The organism is Paenibacillus sp. J22P59, from assembly GCF_059383895.1.
This window is the reverse complement of the sequence record NZ_JBXENX010000013.1, coordinates 43,083-66,105: the sequence shown is the minus strand read 5'-3', so window position 1 is coordinate 66,105 and position 23,023 is coordinate 43,083. Positions and strand designations below refer to the sequence as shown.

At 47.7% G+C, this 23,023-nt stretch carries 23 protein-coding genes; 17 read left to right on the top strand and 6 right to left on the bottom strand.

Annotation, left to right across the window (positions count from 1 at the left end; translation table 11 throughout):
- Positions 1 to 13 precede the first annotated feature (13 nt).
- Together tgt and yajC are read left to right on the top strand one after the other, a co-directional pair.
- A complete protein-coding gene (gene tgt / locus AC50YO_RS20650; protein WP_494850138.1) occupies positions 14 to 1,150 on the top strand; it encodes a tRNA guanosine(34) transglycosylase Tgt in 1,137 nt (378 codons plus the stop codon).
- Positions 1,151 to 1,165: 15 nt separating this feature from the next.
- Entirely contained in the window at positions 1,166 to 1,492 is a 327-nt protein-coding gene (yajC, locus tag AC50YO_RS20645; protein ID WP_494850065.1) for a preprotein translocase subunit YajC, read from the top strand.
- A 35-nt stretch (positions 1,493 to 1,527) separates the two neighbouring features.
- Here yajC and AC50YO_RS20640 read toward each other — a convergent pair whose 3' ends face one another.
- Positions 1,528 to 2,346 (bottom strand): phosphatase PAP2 family protein, encoded by an 819-nt coding sequence (locus AC50YO_RS20640; RefSeq protein WP_494850064.1) that lies wholly within the window; start codon positions 2,344 to 2,346, stop codon positions 1,528 to 1,530.
- 63 nt (positions 2,347 to 2,409) lie between these two features.
- Positions 2,410 to 2,802 (bottom strand): TIGR04086 family membrane protein, encoded by a 393-nt coding sequence (locus AC50YO_RS20635; protein WP_494850063.1) that lies wholly within the window; start codon positions 2,800 to 2,802, stop codon positions 2,410 to 2,412.
- Between the two features lie 264 nt (positions 2,803 to 3,066).
- On the opposite strand from AC50YO_RS20635, the gene AC50YO_RS20630 reads away from it, so the two are divergent.
- On the top strand, positions 3,067 to 3,774 hold the full coding sequence (locus AC50YO_RS20630; protein WP_494850137.1) for a YetF domain-containing protein: 708 nt from the start codon (positions 3,067 to 3,069) through the stop codon (positions 3,772 to 3,774).
- Between the two features lie 45 nt (positions 3,775 to 3,819).
- On the opposite strand, the gene spoVB is transcribed toward AC50YO_RS20630, so the two are convergent.
- Positions 3,820 to 5,370, bottom strand: coding sequence for a stage V sporulation protein B (gene spoVB, locus AC50YO_RS20625; RefSeq protein ID WP_494850062.1), 1,551 nt, complete (start codon positions 5,368 to 5,370; stop codon positions 3,820 to 3,822).
- Positions 5,371 to 5,573: 203 nt separating this feature from the next.
- Here spoVB and AC50YO_RS20620 point away from each other — a divergent pair, with 203 nt between their 5' ends.
- The 9 genes from AC50YO_RS20620 (at position 5,574) to AC50YO_RS20580 (ending at position 14,877) form a co-directional block, all read left to right on the top strand.
- Entirely contained in the window at positions 5,574 to 5,813 is a 240-nt protein-coding gene (locus AC50YO_RS20620; protein WP_494850061.1) for a post-transcriptional regulator, read from the top strand.
- Between the two features lie 84 nt (positions 5,814 to 5,897).
- A complete protein-coding gene (secD, locus tag AC50YO_RS20615) occupies positions 5,898 to 7,130 on the top strand; it encodes a protein translocase subunit SecD (RefSeq protein WP_494850060.1) in 1,233 nt (410 codons plus the stop codon).
- Entirely contained in the window at positions 7,120 to 8,037 is a 918-nt protein-coding gene (gene secF / locus AC50YO_RS20610) for a protein translocase subunit SecF (protein WP_494850059.1), read from the top strand. Before secD ends, secF begins: the two co-directional genes overlap by 11 nt.
- A gap of 93 nt (positions 8,038 to 8,130) precedes the next feature.
- Complete coding sequence (locus AC50YO_RS20605; RefSeq protein WP_494850058.1) at positions 8,131 to 9,042, top strand: cation diffusion facilitator family transporter; 912 nt, start codon at positions 8,131 to 8,133, stop codon at positions 9,040 to 9,042.
- Between the two features lie 65 nt (positions 9,043 to 9,107).
- Positions 9,108 to 11,135 (top strand): single-stranded-DNA-specific exonuclease RecJ, encoded by a 2,028-nt coding sequence (gene recJ / locus AC50YO_RS20600; RefSeq protein ID WP_494850057.1) that lies wholly within the window; start codon positions 9,108 to 9,110, stop codon positions 11,133 to 11,135.
- Between the two features lie 29 nt (positions 11,136 to 11,164).
- Positions 11,165 to 11,692 (top strand): adenine phosphoribosyltransferase, encoded by a 528-nt coding sequence (locus tag AC50YO_RS20595; protein WP_494850056.1) that lies wholly within the window; start codon positions 11,165 to 11,167, stop codon positions 11,690 to 11,692.
- Between the two features lie 261 nt (positions 11,693 to 11,953).
- A complete protein-coding gene (locus AC50YO_RS20590; protein ID WP_494850055.1) occupies positions 11,954 to 14,137 on the top strand; it encodes a RelA/SpoT family protein in 2,184 nt (727 codons plus the stop codon).
- Between the two features lie 13 nt (positions 14,138 to 14,150).
- Positions 14,151 to 14,594: a D-aminoacyl-tRNA deacylase gene (gene dtd, locus AC50YO_RS20585; RefSeq protein WP_494850054.1), complete on the top strand. Its 444-nt coding sequence runs from the start codon at positions 14,151 to 14,153 to the stop codon at positions 14,592 to 14,594.
- A gap of 112 nt (positions 14,595 to 14,706) precedes the next feature.
- Positions 14,707 to 14,877, top strand: coding sequence for a hypothetical protein (locus tag AC50YO_RS20580; protein ID WP_494850053.1), 171 nt, complete (start codon positions 14,707 to 14,709; stop codon positions 14,875 to 14,877).
- 229 nt (positions 14,878 to 15,106) lie between these two features.
- On the opposite strand, the gene AC50YO_RS20575 is transcribed toward AC50YO_RS20580, so the two are convergent.
- Together AC50YO_RS20575 and AC50YO_RS20570 are read right to left on the bottom strand one after the other, a co-directional pair.
- Entirely contained in the window at positions 15,107 to 15,784 is a 678-nt protein-coding gene (locus tag AC50YO_RS20575; protein ID WP_494850052.1) for an LrgB family protein, read from the bottom strand.
- Entirely contained in the window at positions 15,781 to 16,164 is a 384-nt protein-coding gene (locus AC50YO_RS20570; protein ID WP_494850051.1) for a CidA/LrgA family holin-like protein, read from the bottom strand. The genes AC50YO_RS20575 and AC50YO_RS20570 overlap by 4 nt, the downstream gene beginning before the upstream one ends.
- Before the next feature lie 126 nt (positions 16,165 to 16,290).
- Here AC50YO_RS20570 and AC50YO_RS20565 point away from each other — a divergent pair, with 126 nt between their 5' ends.
- The 5 genes from AC50YO_RS20565 (at position 16,291) to AC50YO_RS20545 (ending at position 21,416) form a co-directional block, all read left to right on the top strand.
- On the top strand, positions 16,291 to 17,202 hold the full coding sequence (locus AC50YO_RS20565) for a LysR family transcriptional regulator (protein WP_494850050.1): 912 nt from the start codon (positions 16,291 to 16,293) through the stop codon (positions 17,200 to 17,202).
- Between the two features lie 107 nt (positions 17,203 to 17,309).
- Positions 17,310 to 17,522, top strand: a complete 213-nt coding sequence (locus tag AC50YO_RS20560) for a hypothetical protein (RefSeq protein ID WP_494850049.1) — start codon at positions 17,310 to 17,312, stop codon at positions 17,520 to 17,522.
- A 28-nt stretch (positions 17,523 to 17,550) separates the two neighbouring features.
- Entirely contained in the window at positions 17,551 to 18,795 is a 1,245-nt protein-coding gene (hisS, locus tag AC50YO_RS20555; RefSeq protein ID WP_494850048.1) for a histidine--tRNA ligase, read from the top strand.
- A 29-nt stretch (positions 18,796 to 18,824) separates the two neighbouring features.
- Positions 18,825 to 20,639, top strand: coding sequence for an aspartate--tRNA ligase (aspS, locus tag AC50YO_RS20550; protein WP_494850047.1), 1,815 nt, complete (start codon positions 18,825 to 18,827; stop codon positions 20,637 to 20,639).
- Positions 20,640 to 20,660: 21 nt separating this feature from the next.
- Positions 20,661 to 21,416 (top strand): tRNA threonylcarbamoyladenosine dehydratase, encoded by a 756-nt coding sequence (locus tag AC50YO_RS20545; protein ID WP_494850046.1) that lies wholly within the window; start codon positions 20,661 to 20,663, stop codon positions 21,414 to 21,416.
- A gap of 57 nt (positions 21,417 to 21,473) precedes the next feature.
- Here the strand turns inward: AC50YO_RS20545 and AC50YO_RS20540 are convergent, their stop codons facing one another.
- On the bottom strand, positions 21,474 to 22,979 hold the full coding sequence (locus AC50YO_RS20540) for a methyl-accepting chemotaxis protein (RefSeq protein ID WP_494850045.1): 1,506 nt from the start codon (positions 22,977 to 22,979) through the stop codon (positions 21,474 to 21,476).
- Between the last annotated feature and the right edge of the window lie 44 nt (positions 22,980 to 23,023).

The following is a 23,023-nucleotide window of genomic DNA, read 5'->3' as shown; positions in this document are numbered from 1 at the left end:
CAGGAAGAGTGAAATCGTGGCAGTAAAATATGAATTGATTAAAGTTTGCAAGCAGTCGGGTGCACGTCTTGGCCGTGTACATACACCTCATGGCATTATCGAGACACCGACATTTATGCCAGTGGGCACACAAGCGACTGTCAAAACGATGAGCCCAGAAGAGCTTAAGACGATGGATGCTCAAATTATTCTCAGTAATACGTACCATCTTTTCCTGCGCCCGGGACATGATATTGTGAAGCGTGCAGGCGGGTTGCATAAGTTCATGAATTGGGATCGTCCTATCTTGACAGATAGCGGCGGTTTCCAAGTGTTCAGCTTAAGTGAAATGCGTAAAATCACCGAGGAAGGCGTTCAGTTCCGTTCTCACTTGAATGGGGACAAGCTGTTCCTGTCACCTGAGAAGGCAATGGAAATTCAAAATGCGTTGGGCTCTGATATTATGATGGCATTCGATGAATGCCCGCCATATCCAGCGGAGTACGACTATGTGAAGCAGTCATTGGAGCGTACTACTCGCTGGGCAGAGCGCTGCCTCAATTCACATGCAAGACCGCATGATCAAGGCTTGTTCGCTATCGTGCAAGGCGGCATGTATAAGGATTTGCGGATCCAAAGCGCCAAGGATTTGACTTCCATGGATTTCCCGGGGTATGCTATTGGAGGATTAAGTGTAGGAGAGCCGAAGCATTTGATGTATGATGTGCTCGACTATACTGTGCCTGAGTTACCAGCAGCCAAGCCAAGATACTTGATGGGTGTCGGCTCGCCTGATGCACTAATCGAAGGCTCTATTCGCGGTATTGATATGTTTGATTGCGTTCTTCCAACGCGGATTGCACGTAATGGGACAACGATGACAAGCCAAGGTCGATTGGTTATTCGCAATGCGAAGTTCACAGATGATTTTGGCCCGCTTGATCCGGAATGCTCCTGTTATACTTGCACTAATTATTCGCGAGCATACATCCGTCATTTAATGAAAGCGGATGAAACATTCGGAATGAGATTGACAACGTACCATAATTTGCACTTTTTACTCCAACTCATGCGAGATGTACGTCAAGCGATTATGGAAGACCGGCTGCTAGACTTCCGGGATGCTTTCTTCACTTCGTACGGATTGCATGATAATGATAAGGGGTTTTAGAAAGGGGGGAATACAATGTCGATATGGTTAGCAGATGCTGCACCAGCAGGTGGAGGAAGTATTTGGAGTATGATTTGGCCGTTTATTATCATGTTTGCGGTATTTTACTTCTTGCTGATTCGTCCACAACAGAAGAAGCAAAAGCAACGTAACGCGTTGCTGAACCAGCTTAAAAAGGGTGACAAGATTTCCACAATCGGTGGTCTTCATGGTACTATCGTTGAGCTTACAGATGATACAGTTGTACTTCGTGTTAATGATACTGTGAAGCTGACTTTTGAACGCAGTGCAATTAGCACCGTTCTCAATAGCGCTCCAGCAGCCGTATTAGAGAAAGAATAGCATTTTAGAAAGCCTGCAATCCGAAGGACATTCCTTCAGATCGCAGGCTTTCTTTTTGCATATAGCGTGAATTCGCTCAATCTGAGCGCGGTCACACTGGCTAGAAGACCTAACATAATACCGCCAATCATATCACTTATCCAATGAATGCCGAGATAGAAGATCGAGAATAAAATGACGGTTGAGCAGCCGCAAACGATGTAGGCCCAGCGTCGATTCGAGGAGTAGCAGGCAAGAATAGCGAGCGTGACCGACATCGAAGTATGCAGGCTGGGGAAGCAATTATCCAAACCTGATAACAAACGATATTCCGTCTCAAAGGCAGGAAAGACATCGAGCATAAGAAAGCGTACGCCGCTATCTTGGTAAGACCATACTTCATGAACAGGAAAGAACAGGAAGAATGGTATGGCTATACAATAGTTGAGCATAATGGCGTAGCAGGTGGCGTAGAAGAGTCGATTGCGCCTGCTGTAAAGAAGGTATACAACAAGTGAAGAGAGCATGAGCGCTTGGAATACGACAACATACATAAAGGCTAGCAATGGAGTCAGCCATCTGTGCTGGAACAACTGTTGGATACTATGTACGATATTGCCTTCAAAGGAATGGAATAAGGCTGTGAAGTCCGTTGTGGTCAGAAGCTGCTCCTCGATATGAAGCTCCATCTTATTAAATAAGAGAATGGTGATGACTGCTCCAACATGTAGAAAATGGCGTTTGGAGCTCATCAGCTGCTTCATGAATTGGGCAATGGCGGCAAATGGATTACAGCTGGTACCGAATCCAATTAATATAAAAGCGGCTAATACCGTATAGATGGCAACTGACCACATGGAATGAAATAAGATCAATGATGCACCTCCCAGGGACGGATTAATAAGGAAAGTATGCCCTGAAGGAGAGATTATCATCAATTACTTTTTCATATTGACGCCTACCATGCCTCCAAGCCCACCGGACAAAAGAGCCGCACCTAATACCCCAATGCTGCCCAGATCAATGCCGGCATTGGTGGAGAGGAAGGAAATGATAAGAATGACGAGACCATAAATAAGGCCAAGCAAGCCGCCTTGATACCAGCCCTTTGTGCCGGAACGCTTGCCAGCGACGAACCCTCCTGCAAGTGCTGATACTCCGTGTACGATCATCGAGTAGAATGGCAGACGGCTTTCGGACATGTTGCCAAAGTGAAGCAGCAGCGACAGAAGAAGAGCACCTATCGCGAGCCAGAGAATGGCGTATAGAACGCCCGCCAATATTGGAGATACGATAAGCGGCGGTTTTGCATTGTTCTTGGCTGTATTCATCTCAATCCCTCCTAGTATGAGCTATTACTACACCATATGGTCAAGCTGGCAGGAATAGTACAGGTTATATCCTTGAGCTTTATTTCCCATATATTCGTACCCAATCCGTTCGTATGATGCATCATCTGCAAGGTCAGAATAGCTGTACTGGCTGCTCCGTACTCAACCGAATCGGTCAGGACAAAGTCAAGGAGGCGGTTTCTGTTGGAATTTTGGGGCCTGTTGGTCCGAACCGTAATCATTTACTTCGTCGTATTTCTAACCATGCGCCTAATGGGAAAACGTGAAATCGGAAAATTATCCGTTTTTGATCTCGTGATCTCTGTCATGGTTGCAGAAATTGCCGTCATCGTTATAGAGGATTTGGATCGCTCCATGTGGGAGGGCATCCTGCCGATGGTGTATTTAATGCTTATACAAGTAGGCATAGCATGGCTAGCGCTCAAAAACCGCAAGCTGAGACTGTTATTCGATGGAAAACCGAGTGTTATTATGGCTAGAGGAAAACTAAACCGCGATGTAATGCGCAAGCAGCGATATAATCTCGATGATCTTATGCTGCAGTTAAGGGAGAATCGAATCAGCAAGCTCTCCGATGTAGAATTCGCCATTCTGGAGACGACTGGCAAGCTATCGGTTTTTCCGAAGAGTGATGCTGATTCAGAGAATACGGAAAATCAGCAGGAGGGCTCTGAGAACAATGAATCCCGTCAATCTTCCAAGCAGGAGGGCGAGGTAAAGGAGGAGCCTAAGGTAATTCCACCGCAGTTCCGCTTCGAGATTCTGCCGATCCCACTTATTATGGATGGAAAAGTGCAGGATTCCAACTTGGAAAAACTGGGGAAAACCAGGTTTTGGCTAAAAAATATGCTGCAGGAAAAGAACGTCTATGACTCCAAGGATGTTTTCCTTTGTACAATCGACCACAAAGGCCGATTATTCGTTGATACAGATCGAAAGCCGCGTTCGTAAATGGGACTTCCGAAGAAGTCTCTTTTACGATAGCGGCTTTTATTGTTATTTGAACCATTGACCAAACAGTGGGATTCTGACCATATCGTATCGGTCGATAATTTTCATCCATACCATGAGGAGTAAATATACTATGACGCTTGCTGCGCAAGCGAGGATCAGATTGACCCATTCGGCAGACAAAGGCTGTTGGTTCATTGTCCATCTTGCGGCGGCGCCCATTATGACCATAGCTGCGATAACCTTAACGAAATCAAGAACTTGCATTCGGAATCCGATGAAACGGAGAACACTTATGCCATGGAGAATGGTGACAAGAACGATATTAACATTGATTGCGATAAGCGCACCGTAAATGCCGAAGTCTGGATTGGATGCGAGTTGAACGATTAGAATTAGCTTCACGCCAGCACCAATTAAAGTATTAATTAGAGCGGTTCCTGGTTTGTCTAAAGCTTGGAGAGCTGCTTGAAGCGGAGCTTGCAAATAAATGAATAGTCCAATTGGAGCCATTAATTGAAGCATCGGTGCGATCTCGGCATGATTGTACAGAATCCGGCAGAGCGGCTCAGCGAACAAGGCCATCACGACAACGAAAGGAGCACCAGCAACTAGTGCGAGCCGCATGGATTGATGCATTCTTTTATGAATCGTGGCATGATCCCCTTTGGCAGCAGCCTCGGATAATGAAGGAACTAACGATGCTGCTAATGAAAAGGTCAATGCGGTCGGCAGAAGAAGCAGCGGAATGATCATGCCCTGAAGAGCGCCATATTGAGCGGTTGCGATTCCTGTGGCAAGACCGGCTGCAGCCAAGCTTCTTGCAGTTAGAATCGTTTCCAGCAGATAAGAGAAGGAACCGACCATTCGGCTGGCTGTAACCGGAATGGATAGACTGAGCAGCCGTCTAAGGACAGGCGTGCGCTTTGCGGGCTGCTCCAGCTTGATGGGCAGCTTGTTTTTGTTCTTCTCTCCTGCATACTTCCATAGCAGCACAGCGAAGCCGCCCATTTCGCCGATTACAACGCCAAGCATCGCTCCGGCCGCCGCCCATTCCAGACCTTTGGGCAACAGGAGCGAAGCGAACATAAGGGAGCAAATAATCCGAATAATTGTCTCCGTTATTTGGGAGGCGGCAGATGGGATCATATTTTGCTTGCCTTGGAAATATCCGCGATAGACAGAGGATAACCCAATAATGAGCAGCAGCGGCGTCATCATGACAAAGGTGCGATAGACCCGCGCATCAGGCAATACATGCTTAGTAATCCAGGGGGCAAACAGCAGCAGTGCGGCTGTCATTAATACAGCTAGGAACGCAGTCAGCCCCATTGCAGCCCGAAAGATATGCTTTACACGAGCATGATCGCCCTTGGATTCTGCTTCTGCGATCCATTTGGCAACGGCAAGGGGAATACCGCCAGTAATAATGGTAAGCATAACGGTTAGGAATGGATAGCTTAGCTGGTAAAGCCCAACTCCTTCGGCACCTATAATGCGCGGGAGCATAATTCTCGGAACGAAACCAAGCAGGCGGTTAATAATACCAGCAGTGAGTAAAATCATAGCTCCTTTTATGAACGTTTGCTTCGTCATTGTCGGGCCCTCATCTCTTCGGTAATAGCGTCTCCAGCTTCTCCCTCGTATGGCAGAAAGACAGGCTTGCACTACATCTTTATGCGCGGCATGTCCGATTCATGAGTATTCCAAATTTATCAATTATGTCGAAAGGGGCAGGAGAATAGGAAAGTAGCGGCGAATACATATTCTGGTGAGGGAAGCAGCGGAGGGGGAAGGGCATGAGAGATGAGGATCTTAACGATGTTTTCGCGGAGCTATGCAATAGCAAAGCAGAGGAATTTCATCTCATTGGATATGAACATGTAACAGGGAAAGAGATTTGGGAATGTGTAAGCGATAAATATAATAAAACCGGACAGCCAGAGCTTCATCAGATCGTCAACGATATTTTGTCTCTGAAAGTGACGAAATTTATGAATTTCATGACGTTAAGCGCGTATCGGGGAAACCATTTCTAATTCCGAAAGGTTTCTTTTTTTTGACTCGTATTTTACCCGCAAGTATAATAGGAATATTGAAATCATAAGGGGGACTATCGACGTATGAACGGGAAGAGAATTATAGCCTTCCTTGCGATCATTGTCATCATGTTTGGCGTAATCGCATGGAGCAGCCCAACACTTGTAAACAATATGAAGCTGGGGCTTGATCTGAAAGGCGGATTCGAGGTGTTGTTCGAGGCTGAGCCACTAGAGGGTGGACAGGCGGTAACAACGGAATCGATGAAGGAAACGGCTAAAAGCCTGCAAGAACGAATTGATAAGCTTGGTATTGAAGAACCAGAGATTACTCGTGAGGGCGCTAACCGCATTCGTGTGAAAATTGCCGGTGTGTCGAACGAGGAAGAAATTATGGCTGTTATTAAGAAGCCGGTTAACTTAACGTTCCGTGGACCTGACGGCAAGATTGAGCTGAAGGGTGATGACTTCGTGCAAAATGGGGCTAAAGTTACAACAGGCTCTTTAGGCGAGCCTGTCGTATCCATTGAGCTTAAAAGCGCGAAGAAATTTGAAGAAATAACGACTAGACTGACAGGACAAAGATTATCTATTTTCCTGGATGAAGAGGAACTTTCAAGCCCATTGGTTAACTATCCGATTGCCTCTTCATCAGCTACTATCAGCGGTGACTATACGCTTGATGAAGCAAATGAATTAAGAGACACCATTAATCTTGGCTCATTACCTCTGAAGCTGGTTGATAAATATACGCAAAGCGTAGGCGCAAGCTTGGGTCAACAGGCGCTTGACGAGACGGTGCGCGCTGGCTTGATCGGTACGGCGATCATCTTCGTATTTCTAGTTGCCTTGTTCCGTATTCCGGGCGTAATTGCCGCTATTACAATTATTACGTATACGTGGCTGCTCATTCTTGTATTCGTACTGATGAATGCAACACTGACCTTGCCGGGTATAGCCGCCTTCGTGCTCGGTATCGGAATGGCCGTCGATGCGAATATCATTATGTACGAACGGGTGAAGGAAGAGATACGCAGCGGCAAGAGCTTGCTGTCGTCGCTTAAAGCGGGTTCCAAAAACTCGATTCGTACGATTATGGATGCGAACGTAACGAACATTATTGCGAGCGTAGTCCTTTATGTTATCGGCAACGGAGCGATTCGCGGGTTCGCGCTTACGATGATCTTCAGTATTTTAGTTAGTATTGTGACGAATATTTTCCTGTCGCGCTTCCTAATTTCCTTGCTGATCCGCAGCAATTTATTTACGAAACCTAAATACTTCGGCGTGAAGGAGGCAGAAATCCGTGAACTATAAAACGACTGTACATTTTGACTTTGTCAAACACCGGAACAAGTTTTTTCTAGCCTCCGGGATATTAGTTCTAATAGGCATATTGTCGATTCTATTCTTTAACTTGAACTATGGGGTCGACTTCAAGGCTGGTACCAACATGGATATTTCCGTTGGAGAGACCATTACAAAGGAACAGGCCCAAGAAGTATTGGATGCTACAATTACTAAGGAAGCTATAGTAACTGTGGGCGGGACAAGCAATAGCCATGCTTCCTTCCGCTTTGATGAAGTGCTTGATCAAGCAGATACGAAAAAGCTAGAGGCTGCATTCGCAGCGAAATTCGGTGATCAGGTGTCAGCTGAGGTGAACGTCGTATCTCCAGATATGGCGCAAGAGCTTGGCATTAAGACGATCTATGCCGTTATAATTGCCAGCTTGGCAATTATGCTGTATGTGATGATTCGCTTCGAATGGCGCTTCGCGCTAGCTGCGAATATTGCGATTTTGTATGATGCTTTTGTCGTTGTTGCCATATTCTCGATCTTCCGGCTTGAAGTTGATCTTCCGTTCATTGCGGCAGTACTGACGACGATCGGTTACTCCATTAATGATAAGATCGTTATCTTCGACCGTATTCGTGAGAATCAGCGGTTCAGCAAAAATAAAACCTTCGATCAGCTGAGTGAAATGGTTAACCAAAGCTTATGGCAGACGATGGCACGTAACGTCTATACGGTACTCGCGGTATTAATTATTGCTACTTGCCTCTTCTTATTCGGTAACGAATCGATCAAGCTGTTTGCACTTGCCAAGATGATTGGTCTTGCAAGCGGTGCGTATTCCTCGGTATGTATTGCTAGCCCATTGTGGATGCTGCTCAAAAGCAAAGAAAAGGTAAAAGCGAAGCCTGCAAAAACAGCAGTCTAGCACTGCCTAAGAAGCTATAACTAAACTACTTTTATTGAACTCGTGGAATGGTAGCGACCATCATCAGTGAAGCATTCCACGCTGGAGGCAATTATGTCAACTAAACAACGAGATGCAAAAGCAGAGCCTGCTTATTCGGCAGGCTTGTGGGGAAATGCGGTGCTGGCGTTGTTTAAAGGCATAGTGGGACTGCTGTCGGGGAGTAAAACGCTGCTTGCCGACGGCTTCCGCTCGGCGGCTGAATGTGCCGCCGCTTTTGTTGCGCCTACCGGAATGAATGCCGGAGACCGCCAGCAGAGTGCAAGCGAAGTTCCAGCCATTGATCGTAAGCGAGCAGAGATGTTTACGACAATCATCATTTCGGTGGTGTTTCTAGTTCTAGGGCTGGAGATCGGTATTTCTGCTATTAGGGATATAGCCTCTGGTGTAGATCAGCCGCCTCATTGGAGTGCTCTTGCTGCTGTAGTTGCTGGTATTATTGTGAAGGAGCTACTCTTGCCAGGCAAAGAACGAATGGTGAGCCTAATTGCCTCGCTAGCCGGCGTAGTAGGAGTTGGTGGAGCATTGGCAGGCCAGGTGCTGTCGGAGCCGCAACTGTATTATTTTGACCCGGCTGGTGCACTGGTCATCGCTATCATTGTCCTGTATAATGGCTATCGGATTATAATAGATGCTCTGCGTAAAGATCGGGCAAGGGAGTCTCGGAGTGAGGATGCTGAGGAGCTGATGCAGCTTATTCAGCGAGTCGAAGGTGTGATAACCGTAGAATCGCTCCAGGCTAAGGAACAAGGGCATTATGTCGTAGCAGAAATCGTGATCAGTGTTAATCCGCGTATTACTGTTCTTGAAGGCAATGAGATCGCTAAGCGGGTAAAGCAACTGCTGCTGAAGCGGTTCGGTCATGTGACAGAGGTTACGATTTATGTAGAACCGTATAATCCGGGCTATCCTTACAAATCAAATCATGATCCCAATCAAGAATATATGCCTACGATGCTGCAATAGGAGCATAGCGGCAACAATGAAACAATGATCATGCTTAATGAGTTCGGGAAGGGGTTGGAATCGGCGTGATACAAGCCAAGACACGCTGGACTTTAGCACCTTGGAGCAAGGAAGAGGAAGAACAGGCTAATGTCTTATCTATGGCATTAGCCTTGCCTCCTCTGGTGGCAAAGCTGTTGGTGCAGCGGGGATATAATGAGGTCGCGGCTGCAGAGGCTTTTCTGCGCGGCGGCACAGAGCTGCTGCACGATCCGCTGCTGCTCAAGGGAATGAAGGAAGCGGTTGCCCGAATTGAGGCTGCTGGAGCCGCAGGAGAAAAGATAAGAATCTATGGTGACTATGATGCCGATGGCGTGTCGAGCACCTCATTGCTTATTCATGTCTTCCGCGCGTTAGGCTATCAGTTCGATTATTATATCCCCCACCGTGCTTTAGAGGGGTACGGGCTGAATAAGAGAGCGATGGATTCAGCTGCTGCTGATGGCATTAAGCTTATCGTTACGGTTGATACGGGAATTAGCGCCTATGAAGAGGTAAGCTATGCGAAGCAGTTGGGCATTGATGTGGTCGTAACCGATCATCACGAGCCTCCTGAGCATTTGCCGGAAGCCTGCGCGATCGTTAATCCGAAGCAGTCGGCCTGTCCTTATCCTTTCAAAGGCCTAGCGGGAGTTGGAGTTGCCTTCAAGCTGGCTCATGCTCTAATGGGACGGCCGCCGATGGAATGGACGGATATTGTCTGTCTAGGTACGATTGCCGATTTAATGCCGCTGCACGGGGAGAATCGGATGCTCGTTCGCAGCGGCTTGGCGAGATTGCGGAACACCGATAATATTGGCTTTCGTGCATTGGCAGAAGCGGGTGGGTTCGAGCTTGAGCAGGTAACCGCATCGACGGTGGCCTTCGGTATGGCGCCTCGCATTAATGCAGCTGGCAGGCTGGACCATGCGAAGCGGGCTGTGGAATTGCTCACGACAGCCCATTATGATGATGCTATTCTTGCAGCTTCCTCTTTGGATGTATTGAACAAAGAACGGCAACGGATTGTAGAGGGAATCGTGAAGGATGCTGACCAACAGTGGCAGGACAAATGCAAGGCGGCAGAAGCTCTGTCGCAGCCTGCTCCGCCTGTCATTGTGCTCTCAGGAGAGGGCTGGAATGTCGGTGTTATCGGCATTGTGGCTTCCAAGCTATTAGAACGATACTACAAGCCGGTTGTTATTCTAGGCATTGATGCAGAGAATGGAATGTGCAAAGGCTCTGCGAGATCGATCGACGGGTATGACCTACATGCGGCATTGACCGAATGTGAAGCATTGCTGGAGCATTACGGCGGCCATCAGGCTGCCGCGGGAATGAGCATGCATCGGGAGCAGCTGCCTGCCTTCGAGCAAAAGCTTGGCATGCTGGCTATGGAATGGTTGACGGAGCAGGATTGGATTCCAAAAACACCAATAGATCTAGTCTGCTCGGTGAATGAAGCCAACGTGGATACCATTACCCAATTGTCCCAGCTTGAGCCTTTTGGAGCGGGAAATCCTTCCCCCCGGCTGCTGTTCGAGCGTACAGAGCTCGCAGACCGCCGTACAATGGGCAAAGAATCGAAGCATCTCAAGCTGTCCCTGCGAAGCGGGCGCACCTCGCTCGATGCCGTAGGGTTCGGCTGGGGAGAAATAGCCGAGAGGCTGCAGAGCGGCGTGTCGATTGATCTAATCGGTGAGCTGAACATCAATGAGTGGAATGGGCAGCGCAAGCCGCAATTGCATATTCATGATTTGTATTATGCCGGGGAACGCGCTTTATTCCCGGAACGAGAGCATTTCGGACAGGTGTACCAGTTACTTCGTCAATTGCAGCGTGTACAACGAGAGGGAGCAGCCGCACTCTTATCCGAGAAAAGCGGCTGGCCGGAAGCTACCATTCAAACGATGCTGCATGTATTTGGAGAGCTTGGCTTTATTCAGGAAGACGGCCCTCATATCGCGATTGTAGAATCGCCCCAGAAACGGGATCTCGGTTCCTCCGAGCATTATAGAATAGCGAAGCTTCAAGCTGAACAACAGCGTGGGCCGCATGTAATTTATGGACAATGAGCTTGCAGTATAGAGAGGATTGAAGAACAATGAGTGAAGCACAGCTAAATTTCAAAGACTATATTCGTATTATCCATGATTTCCCACAGCCAGGTATCCGCTTCAAGGATATTACGACTTTATTGAACAATGGGCCTGCCTACCGTGCAGCGATAGAGGAAATGCGCAAGCTGGTTCAGCATATGGAAATTGATGTTATCGCGGGACCTGAAGCACGCGGCTTCGTTATTGGAGCACCCCTTGCCCTTGCGCTTGGCGTAGGATTCGTGCCTATACGCAAGAGCGGCAAGCTGCCAGGAGAGACCATCCAGGCGAACTATGATCTGGAATATGGCAATGATAGCCTTGCGATGCATAAGGATGCGATTCTGCCTGGACAGAAAGTGCTGATTGCTGATGACCTTCTGGCAACGGGGGGCACGATTGCGACATCCATCGATCTTGTCAACCAGCTTGGCGGCAAGGTAGTGGGCGCTGCATTCCTAATTGAGCTTTCTTATTTGACAGGGCGTCAAAAGCTTGATGGCATTGATGTTGTATCTTTAATGACTTATTAATTCATGACTTTCTAAAAGCAGGCCCGGGACAATTCCGGGTCTGCTTTTTTGTGTGCAAGGGCTGATGAGACGCTATTAGCAGGAGTATTTACTCTATTTTTGGGGATGAGGAATAAATTACACGAGAAAACGACAGCCTTTGAGCAGAAAATTGAGGGTCTGTAGGTTGACGCAGTGACGTTCTTAAAGGCATAATATTAAGAAACTCGGAAAAAGCGTGAAGTTGAGTCGAACGGGGCTCTTTTCGGAAAGGGACGTTTCATGGGCATTGAGCAGTTACTCGAAAAGGCATCAGCTTATATGAAAGAACAAGACTTAGTTCGCATCAGGGAAGCCTATGATTTTGCGGAACAAGCTCATCATGGACAAGTACGCAAATCAGGAGAGCCTTACATTCTGCATCCTGTTGCGGTTGCCGATATATTGGTTGATATGCAAATGGACGTGCTGTCCATTATTACAGCACTGCTTCATGATGTTGTCGAAGATACGACTGTCGATCTAGAGGCGGTGCGTGCGAAATTCGGCGAAACATGCGCAATGCTTGTCGATGGATTAACGAAGCTGGAGAAAATCCAATTCCGATCAAAAGAAGAGCATCAGAATGAGAATTATCGAAAAATGTTCGTCGCTATGGCACAGGATATTCGTGTTATCCTCATTAAGCTGGCCGATCGACTTCATAATATAAGGACCTTGAAGTTTCAATCTGAGGAAGCGCAGCGAAGAATAGCGTATGAGACGCTTGAAATTTTTTGTCCTATTGCTCATCGACTTGGTATTTCTGCGATCAAGTGGGAGATGGAGGATATTGCGCTTAGGTATTTGAACCCGCAGCAATATTATCGGATTGCCAATCTCATGAAGAAAAAGCGGGCCGAGCGTGAGATGTTTATCTCGGATGTTGTTGACCGCATTAAGGAAAAGCTTGGGGAAATGGGCATTGAAGGCGATATTTCCGGACGTCCTAAGCATATATACAGCATCTACAAAAAGATGACCTCCAAGAATAAGCAATTTAATGAAATCTATGATTTGATGGCGATTCGAATCATCGTCGACAATATTAAGGACTGCTATGCGACGTTAGGCATCATTCATACGCTGTGGAAGCCGATGCCTGGTCGATTCAAGGATTATATTGCTATGCCTAAGGCCAATATGTACCAGTCTCTTCATACGACGGTTATTGGGCCAAATGGTGAGCCAACAGAAGTGCAGATCCGCACCTGGGATATGCACCGGACTTCGGAATACGGCATCGCGGCGCATTGGACGTACAAAGAAGGCTCCGTTGTGCCTAGCAATAATTTTGAGGACAAGATGTCCTGGTTCCGCGAAATATTGGAGCTTCAGAACGAAGCTCGTGATGCTTCCGAATTCATGGAATCCTTGAAGATGGACTTTTTCTCTGATCTCGTATTTGTGTTTACGCCAAGTGGTGAAGTGATTGAACTGCCAGCGGGATCCGTTCCTCTTGATTTTGCGTATCGAATTCATACCGAGGTAGGCAATCGGACGATTGGCGCGAAGGTAAACGGTCGTATTGTACCGCTTGATCATAAGCTGAAGACGGGCGATATCATCGAGATTCTAACCTCGAAGCATTCTTATGGGCCAAGCCAGGATTGGGTCAAAATTGCGCAATCCTCTCATGCCAGAAGCAAGATCAGGCAATGGTTCAAGAAAGAAATGCGGGAAGAAAACGTTGCGAAGGGCCGCGATTTGCTGGAGCGTGAGCTGAAGCGACTTGGATTGGAGCCTTCGGCTTGGCTGACAGAAGACAAGCTGCAGGAGGTAGCGGGTAAGTTCTCCTTCAACGATAGTGAGGACATGATGTCTGCTATTGGCTTCGGCGGTATAACGGCTGCCCAAATCTGCACGCGATTGACAGAGAAGCTGCGCAAGGAAGCGGAAAAGGCGAGCTTGATCGAGCTGACGAGCGAGCCTAAGGAGATCAAATCACCGAGTCACGGCAAGAATCGTCCAACCCATGGTGTGACGGTTCGCGGCATTGATAATCTGCTTGTTCGATTCGCTCGCTGCTGCAACCCCGTGCCTGGGGATATGATCATTGGCTACATTACCCGTGGTCGCGGTGTGTCCGTCCATCGGATGGACTGCCAGAACATTCCTTTCGGTGCGGATAGTGAAGAAGCGGAGCGCGTTATCGAGGTGGAGTGGGAATCCTCTGTTGAAGCCAATTATAGTGTGGATATCGAGATTACCGGACATGACCGTGGCGGGCTTCTGAATGAAGTGCTTCAAGCGGTATCGGAGAGCAAGACGAATATATCTGCCGTAACAGGCCGTTCGGTTAAAAATAAGATGGTTATGATTCATATGACGGTATTAATTCGTAATATCGAACATTTGTCATCGGTTGTAGAGAAAATTAAGCGGATCAGGGATATTTATTCCGTGCAGCGCTTGATGAATAGTTAAAGGAGTATAGGCTGTGAAGGTAGTCGTACAACGTAGCAAACAAGCACAAGTAACAGTAGATGGAGAAATAACAGGCTCTATCGAGCGCGGCTTGGTCCTGCTTGTTGGCTTAACGCATGAGGATTCAGCAGAGGATGTTCGCTGGATGGCGGATAAGATCGCTGGACTGCGAATTTTTGAAGACGAGAGCGAGAAGATGAATCTGTCGGTACGGGATATCGGGGGACAGATTCTCTCCGTCTCACAGTTCACGCTATATGGCGATTGCCGTAAAGGCAGACGTCCAAATTTCATGGCGGCGGCAAGACCCGAGCAAGCAGAGCCGCTCTATGATCAATTTAATGATAATCTGCGTTCGTTAGGGCTGACTGTAGGAACAGGCCGATTCGGTGAGATGATGGACGTATCGCTAGTCAATTGGGGTCCGGTGACGCTCATTCTGGATAGTAAAGCCTAGACGATTAGAATACGTGATCCGGGCAACAATAGGGATAGCTTGTCGTGAGCTTGCAGCCTGCTAATAGCTGTAAGCTTCGCTGCCGCAATCTGCTGTTGAAGGAGCATCGTATATGCATCAATCTCGCAAAGAGCAAGGTGTAGAGCAGGCCGTTAAGGGGCTGCTTCATACGGACCGCAGGGAAGCATTAGTCCTATCGTGGATAGAGGAAGATATGGAAGCTGCTGAAGAGTGGGCAGGCTTCCCGAACGCAGGCAGGCGAGATCAGCCGGAGCATTTCTAATGATAAAGCCAAGCCTTCCGAAGTTGCTCGGATGGCTTGGCTTTATTATTTATTCGGGAGCTTATAGAAATGAACCGCTTTCTATTTTGTAATCGGATTGTAATCAATCCATAACGTTTCCTTAATATCAATCGCCTATAATAAATCTCGACCCCCTTTTTAAACATATATTTTCTATTTGGACCTACAACGACTGACGTTTGTAGGTTTTTTTCTGTCTATAAGGCTTTTATATAAACAAAGAGACAAGCCAAGGGGCTGCACATAATGTAATGAATGCCGTTAGAAGCATAGCAATTCCAGCAGAAGAGCCGGTAATTGCGCCATATTCAAGCGCTTTGCTTATCCCTGCGGAGTGAGCACTAGTGCCAAACAAGACACCGCGGGCTATCGGATTGCTTATCCGGAAGCGCTTGACGATAAGCGGGCCGACAATCATGCCGAGCAATCCCGTTATCATGGTAGCTACTGCTGTAATAGTGGGCATCCCGCCAAGCATAGTCGAGATTGGTATGGCGATGGCAGTAGTCGCCGATCGCGGAGCGAGCGACTCCATCATTTGCTGATCGAGCCCGAATAGCCGAGCGAATCCGACCGATGTAATAATCGCTGCAACTGCACCACAGCATACGCTGGCGGCGATAAGCAATACGTTTTTTTTCAATACATCGAGATGCTTGTAGAGCATAACCGCTAGTGCAATTGTGGCGGGCTCAATCATGTCGGTCAAATAGCCAGCACCTTTATTGTATTCGGTGTACCTTGTCCCGCTGCCTTCAAGCAGAAGGATGACAATAATAGGCGAAACGAGCAGCGGCGTAAGCCATAATCGGGGATATAGGCGATAAATACGTTTGGCCACCCAGTAAATGATAACCGTGATGCATAACCAGAACCAGATGCTCATTCGTGCTCAGCCTCCTTATTAGCGGATGCCCGCTTTGACAATACTTCTGCGACTGTGCCTGAACAGAGCATGACGGTCACAGCGCTGCCGAGAATGACAATTAGAATCTGAAGGCCGCTGGACATTACCAAATCTTTATAATTAATAATTCCGACTGTTGAGGGAATGAAGAAAAGCAGCATTTCGGCGAGCAGCCACGCGGCTCCAATCTCCACCCACTCAATGCGAATAATGCGCGTCTTCAGAAGACTGAACAGAATAGCGATGCCTATTACACTGCTCGGAATTGGAATATGAAGAAATTCCACAATAGAGTCGGCTATTTTGGACAAAATAATAAAAAATAAAACCTGAAAAATCGTGCGCAGCAATGAAGTCATGTGTAAGTTAGGCCCCTTTCTTCCGCCTATTAGTGTACAGTACAAGTATCCATAGGTAAAATGAATATACAGAATGATTTACATTCCTTTTGGTTATGTACTGACGTGAAAGGTTGGCAGGGTACTATGGAAATACGCCATATGCAATACATTAATGAAATTGTTCGCCAGAACAGCTTCACCAAAGCGGCGGAAGCGCTGCATATTACTCAGCCAAGCATTAGCAAGATGATTAAAAACCTGGAAAGCGAGCTGGGTGTGGAATTGTTCAGCCGAGAGGGGAAGCAGGTGAAGCTGACAGATGCGGGGGAGACGGTATTGCGCTACGCTCAGCCGATTCTGCAGCTGTTCGACAGCTTGATGGAAGAGATGGATGATCTGTCTTATTTGTATCAAGGGAATGTACGGTTCGGACTCCCGCCAATGGCAGGCGCTAGCTTTTTCCCCGCTGTTATGAAGCAATTTCAGGAGCACTATCCAGGCATATCGGTAGAGATGGTGGAGAGCGGGGCCAAAAAAATCGAGGAGTGCGTAGGTAACGGAACGCTGGATGTGGGAGTGGTGTTGACACCCGTTAACCTGTCTGTCTTCGATACCTTTCCCATCATACAAGAGCGCTTGAATGTCATTATGCATCCTGAGCATCGACTTGCAAGGATGGACAGAATTGAGCTTGTGCAACTGTCGAGAGAGTCTTTTATTCTATTCAGCCAAGACTTTGCCCTTCATGATCGTATCATCAAGGATTGTGAGTCGAAGGGATTCTCGCCGCATATCGTCTATCAGAGCTCGCAGTGGGATTTCATTAAGGAGATGGTTGCTGCTGATCTAGGCATTGCGATGCTTCCGGAGACGATCTGCAAGTCGCTTGACCCGGGAAGGGTGCATGCAGTTCCGCTTGTAGACCCTATTATTCCATGGGAGCTTGCGATGGTATGGCGGAAGGATGGTTACCTGTCTCTGGCTGCAAAAACTTGGGTTGCATTTACGAAAGAAATGTTCAGCTCAGTTATTGACTTTAATGAACCAGACGAGTAAAATTAGTTCTCAGTATACAAAAAACGATTCATTGATGGAACAAAGTAATCCCGTACACGTACGCAGAGAGAGGCGCCTTAGGCTGCAAGCGTCTTTACGATGACAGGATGAAACAGACCTTCCGGAGAACAGACGGCGAACATATAGCGGATTGGTTCATTCAATCAGGCTCAGTAGTCGTACTGCGTGTAACGGGCGTTAACCGTTGTGAGCGGATTTTAGCAATCCGGAATTTGGGTGGCACCACGGGAGATATACTCTCGTCCCTGACGACGAATTTTATTGTCGTTAGGGACGGGAGTTTTTTGCGTTTAAGATGAGGATGACAAGGGTCCAGGAGGGATTAAGATGGCTTTTCAGAAACCGCCGGGTACGCAAGATATTTTGCCTGGAGCTGTAGAACGCTGGCAGTTCGTGGAACAGAAAGCGCGCGATATTTGTCGCCGGTTTAACTTCCGCGAAATTAGAACGCCGATTTTCGAATCGACAGAGCTTTTCCAGCGTGGGGTAGGCGAAACGACGGATATCGTAGAGAAAGAAATGTACACGTTCACTGATCGTGGAAACCGCAGCATTACACTTCGTCCAGAAGGCACGGCAGGCGTAATGAGATCGTATGTAGAAAATAAGCTGTACGGTGAGCCTGATGTGTCGAAGCTGTATTATATCGGCCCAATGTTCCGCTATGAGCGGCAGCAGGCGGGACGATATCGGCAGTTCCATCAATTCGGTGTAGAGGCGGTTGGTTCCGTTGATCCTGCTATTGATGCGGAAGTGATTGCACTGGGTTATTCTTTTTATACCGAAGTAGGGGTAAAAGGAGTAAGCATCGAGCTCAATTCAGTGGGTACGCCAGAGGTTCGGGCAGCGTTCCGCGAGCGGCTTCTAGGGTTCCTTGAGCCTAAGCGCGATCTGCTGTGCAAGGATTGCCAATCCCGGATGACACGCAATCCGCTTCGGGTACTGGATTGTAAAGTCGACCAGCAGCACTTCGAAGGGGCGCCTTCCATATTGGATAGCCTAGATGAAGAGTGCGAGACACACTTTGAGAAGGTGAAAACTTACCTTACCGATATGGGCATTCCTTTCGTTATCAATCCAAGATTGGTGCGCGGGCTCGATTATTATACGCATACCGCCTTCGAGTATAAAGCTGAAGGTATTGGGGCGATTGATACAATCGGAGGCGGAGGCCGCTATAACGGCTTGGTGTCGGAGCTTGGCGGACCGGATCAAGCAGGAATTGGCTTTGGCCTAGGGGTAGAGCGTACGATCATCCTGCTGGAGCAGCAGGAGACAGAAGAGGCGCATGCTCATCAAGTGGATGTCTATGTGGTTAGCTTGGGAGAAGCAGCGGAGCGGGAAGCGACGAAGCTCGTCTATGAGCTTCGAGTGGCAGGTATTCGGGCTGAACGTGATTATCTGGGACGCAAGCTGAAGGCGCAGATGAAATCTGCTGATCGTCTTCAAGCTCGTTATACAGCTATTCTTGGCGATGATGAACTGGCTCGTGGAGAAATCGCGCTTAAGGATATGACAACCGGGGAGCAGCGCATGGTCGCTCTTGCGCAGCTGGCTGTTGAAATAAACTAATTGAGAATAAGAAGAGGAGCTTGATTATTATGATGCTAAAAACACATCAATGCGGCACATTAACAAAAGCGGATATCGGACAGACGGTTACCTTGAATGGCTGGGTACAACGTCGTCGTGACCTTGGCGGCGTATTGTTCATCGATTTGCGTGACCGTACGGGTATCGTACAAACGGTTTTCAACCCGGATTTCTCGGGAGAAGCACTTGCGGTTGCTGACCGTGCACGTAATGAGTTCGTGCTTGCAGTACGCGGTACGGTAGTGGAGAGAGATTCAGAAACAGTTAACGCTAACCTGGCAACAGGTGAAATTGAAATTCAAGTAACGGAGATCGAAGTGATGAATGCGGCGAAAACGCCTCCGTTCCCTATCGAAGATGGCGTAGAAGTAGACGAATCCCTTCGTCTGAAATATCGCTACCTCGACCTTCGTCGTCCAGAAATGCAAAAAACATTGCTGCTTCGTTCAAAAGCGGCGAAAATATTCCGTGACTTTCTTGACGGAGAAGGCTTTATCGACGTAGAAACACCAATTCTGACGAAAAGCACTCCGGAAGGCGCCCGTGATTATTTGGTGCCAAGCCGCGTTCATGAAGGCGAGTTCTTCGCACTGCCGCAATCGCCTCAAATTTTCAAACAACTGTTGATGGTTGGCGGCATTGAGCGCTACTATCAAATCGCTCGCTGCTTCCGCGATGAGGATCTTCGTGCGGACCGTCAACCGGAATTTACGCAAGTCGACATTGAAACTTCTTTCTTGTCGCAGGATCAATTGCTCGGCATGATGGAGCAATTGGCAGCGAAGCTGTTCCGTGAGACAGTTGGCGTTGAGCTTGCAACACCATTCCAACGCATCACTTATGCAGATGCTATTAACAAATATGGCTCTGACAAACCAGATCTTCGCTTCGGCATGGAGATTGAAGATATTACGGATATTGTATCGACGAGCGAAGTGAAGGTATTCGCAAGTGTTGCAGCTAACGGCGGTGTCGTGAAGGCATTCAATGCTAAAGGCTGTGCACACTGGAGCCGCAAAGAGCTAGATGATCTGCAGCCATTCGCAGCTCGTTATGGCGGTAAAGGCCTAGCATGGATTACTGTTAAAGAAGGCGAATGGAAAGGGCCTATCGTGAAGTTCTTGAAGCCTGAAGAAATCGCTGCTCTGACAGAGCGTCTACAGGTTGAAGAGGGAGACTTGCTCACATTCTCCGCGGATAAGAAAAAAGTCGTTGCTGACGTGCTTGGCAACCTGCGACTTAAAGTCGGCCGTGAGCTTGGCTTGATCGATGAATCTAAATTCAAATTTGTATGGGTTGTAGACTTCCCGCTGCTTGGTTGGGATGAGGATGCAAAACGTTATGTGGCTGAACATCATCCGTTCACTCGTCCGAAGGATGAGGATCTGCACTTGTTCGAGACTGACCCAGGTCAAATCCGTGCACAAGCTTACGATATCGTATTGAACGGTTATGAAGTAGGCGGCGGCTCGATGCGGATCTACAAACGTGAAGTACAAGAGCAAATGTTCAAAGCGCTGGGCTTCTCAATGGAAGAAGCGCATGAGAAATTCGGCTTCTTGCTGGATGCCTTCGATTATGGAACGCCTCCGCATGGCGGTATTGCATTCGGCTTCGACCGTCTGGTTATGCTGCTCACTGGTCGTACGAACCTGCGCGAGACAATTGCATTCCCGAAAACGGCAAGCGCTACGGATCTGCTATGCGATGCGCCTTCAGAAGTAGAGCTGTCGCAGCTTGAGCAATTGCATATCCGTACCGTTCTGAAGCCGAAGCCAGAAGCGGCTGCAGTTGCATCTGCAAACAGCACGCCAGCGGAATAAGAAGGAGGCGGCTATTCTAAGATGCTGCATCAATTCTCAAGAACAGAGCTTGCTATTGGCCCGGAAGGTCTAGAGCTGATGAAAGGGAGTACGGTAGCTGTGCTTGGCATAGGCGGTGTCGGAGCTATTGCGGCAGAGGCGCTTGCCCGTACTGGCGTAGGCCGTATTATCCTGATTGACAAGGATGTTGTCGATATTACGAATGTGAATCGTCAGATTCATGCGCTCACCACAACAGTTGGACAGCCCAAGGCAGATTTAATGCGCGACCGGATTAAACTAATTAATCCGGATTGCGAAGCCATCTCGCTTCGGATGTTCTATACAGAAGAAACTTATGAACAGCTATTCGCTTATCCACTGGATTATGTAGTGGATGCGTCGGATACGATTTCTTACAAAATTCATTTGATTAAACAGTGTTTGGAGCGAAATATTCCGATCATCTCGAGCATGGGAGCTGCGAACAAGATGGACCCTACGAAATTTTCAGTAGTGGACATCTCTAAGACGCATACAGATCCAATCGCTCGTGTTGTACGGACGAAGCTGCGCAAGGATGGCATCAAGAAAGGCGTTAAGGTGGTCTTCTCTACGGAGCTGCCGAATAAGCCTCGTGAGGATGTTACTCAGCGAATCGTACCAGACAATGCGCCCGAAATTCGTAAAGCACAGCAGCCACCGGCGAGCAATGCTTTTGTACCACCGGTAGCAGGTCTAATTATGGTTAGTGTAGTTGTGAAGGATTTGCTTGCCAAAGGCGGCATAGTCGTCTAATACAAAAGAACGGGTTGGCCCTTTGAGGAGCCAACCCGTTCTTTTGTATTGCTGTGTTTAGGACTTCGTCGATGCCGAGGTCTGATGCTGCTCAACAAGCGCTTTGAGTTCAACAATCAGGTTATCCAGCTGTGAATAGCCTTTTACAAGGTGATTGATTTTTGTATCCTGCATTTCCATGCTCGCACATACTTCTTCGACAGAAGCCATATTCTCTTCTGTTATAGCTGCCATACTGGACATATCTTCAGCAATGGAGCCGTATTGATCATGGAGCTGACGGGATGAGTCTCCCACGGTATGGGATTGCTCCTTCACTTGCTCGGTATTGTTAGTGATGCTGACGATAATTTTCTCAACCTGCTTGGAGGCATCGAAGCTCAATGCAACTGCCTGTTGGCCAAGGTTGACTTGTTCGCTTACCGACTTGATTTGTGTATGGATCGTGCCAAGAATATTATTAATTTCACTTGCCGCTATGCTAGCATGGTCAGCCAGCTTGCGCACTTCACCGGCTACGACAGCAAAGCCTCGGCCGTGCTCGCCAGCTCTGGCAGCTTCAATGGCAGCATTAAGCGACAAGAGATTGGTCTGCTCCGAAATATCGCTAATCGAGCTGACAATCGAGCCAACCTGTTCATTCTGCTCTAACAGCTGCTTCATCATTCCAACTGTCTGCAGGATGATCGTCTGGACTCGTTCCACTTCTTCCGTCAGTGTATAAATGAGCCTGCTTCCATCTTCTGTGAGAAGGGCTGTGTCAGTAGAATAGGATTGCAGCTGGGTAGCGCCCTCCAGCAAGCGTGTTACCGCATCTTCAATCGTAAGCGCGGAATCACTGACGTTCAGAACCATGCTCGTTTGTTTTTCAATAGCAGCGGACATTTCGCCGAAGGTAGATGTTACCTCACGTGAGATTTTGCCTGTCGTTTCTACGGTGCTCTTCTGTTCATTGCTGAATTCCCCAAGCAGCAGAATGGAAGATTTAAGCTTGTCTACTAGCCGCTCAGCGAGCTCTTTGGAATGAATCGCTTCACGCCGCTCCGTCGTTACCTCTTTTTGAAGCTTCTGGCTGAATTTCGCCGAGAAGCTAAGCGCAGCGGTCGCGAAGCCTAAGTATAAGTACAAATACAATAAGGATTCACCTGGGAAGAGAATTTGCTGCAAAGTAGAATCCATAAATACATAAGTGCTGACAGCCATGCCTAATACGCCGGTAAAAATAATCGGCTTGTAGTCAGCATATAGGGTGATGATGGCGAGATTAACATAAACAAGGAAATAGGTACTGATGAGCGGCTTAGGATCGCCAACAATAAGAAGCAGTGCTAATAGAGTAAGAATGAAGGAGATGAGGTACATGATGTATGATACCCCGATTTCCTTATAGGTCATAAATGTAGCGGTACCGCAGCATACAATTCCCACACCAGCCAAAAGTAAAATGATGTCTGTGCTTAGTCCTGCTCCAATATCAACAATGATGCCAAGTGATAGCATAGCCCATAAAATCTTGACGAATAATCGATTGCGTTTATTCAGAATGTGTCGTTCTGTATTCATCTGCTCTCTACCTTCTTATTTAGTCTTTTGTTATGTTGCATAAT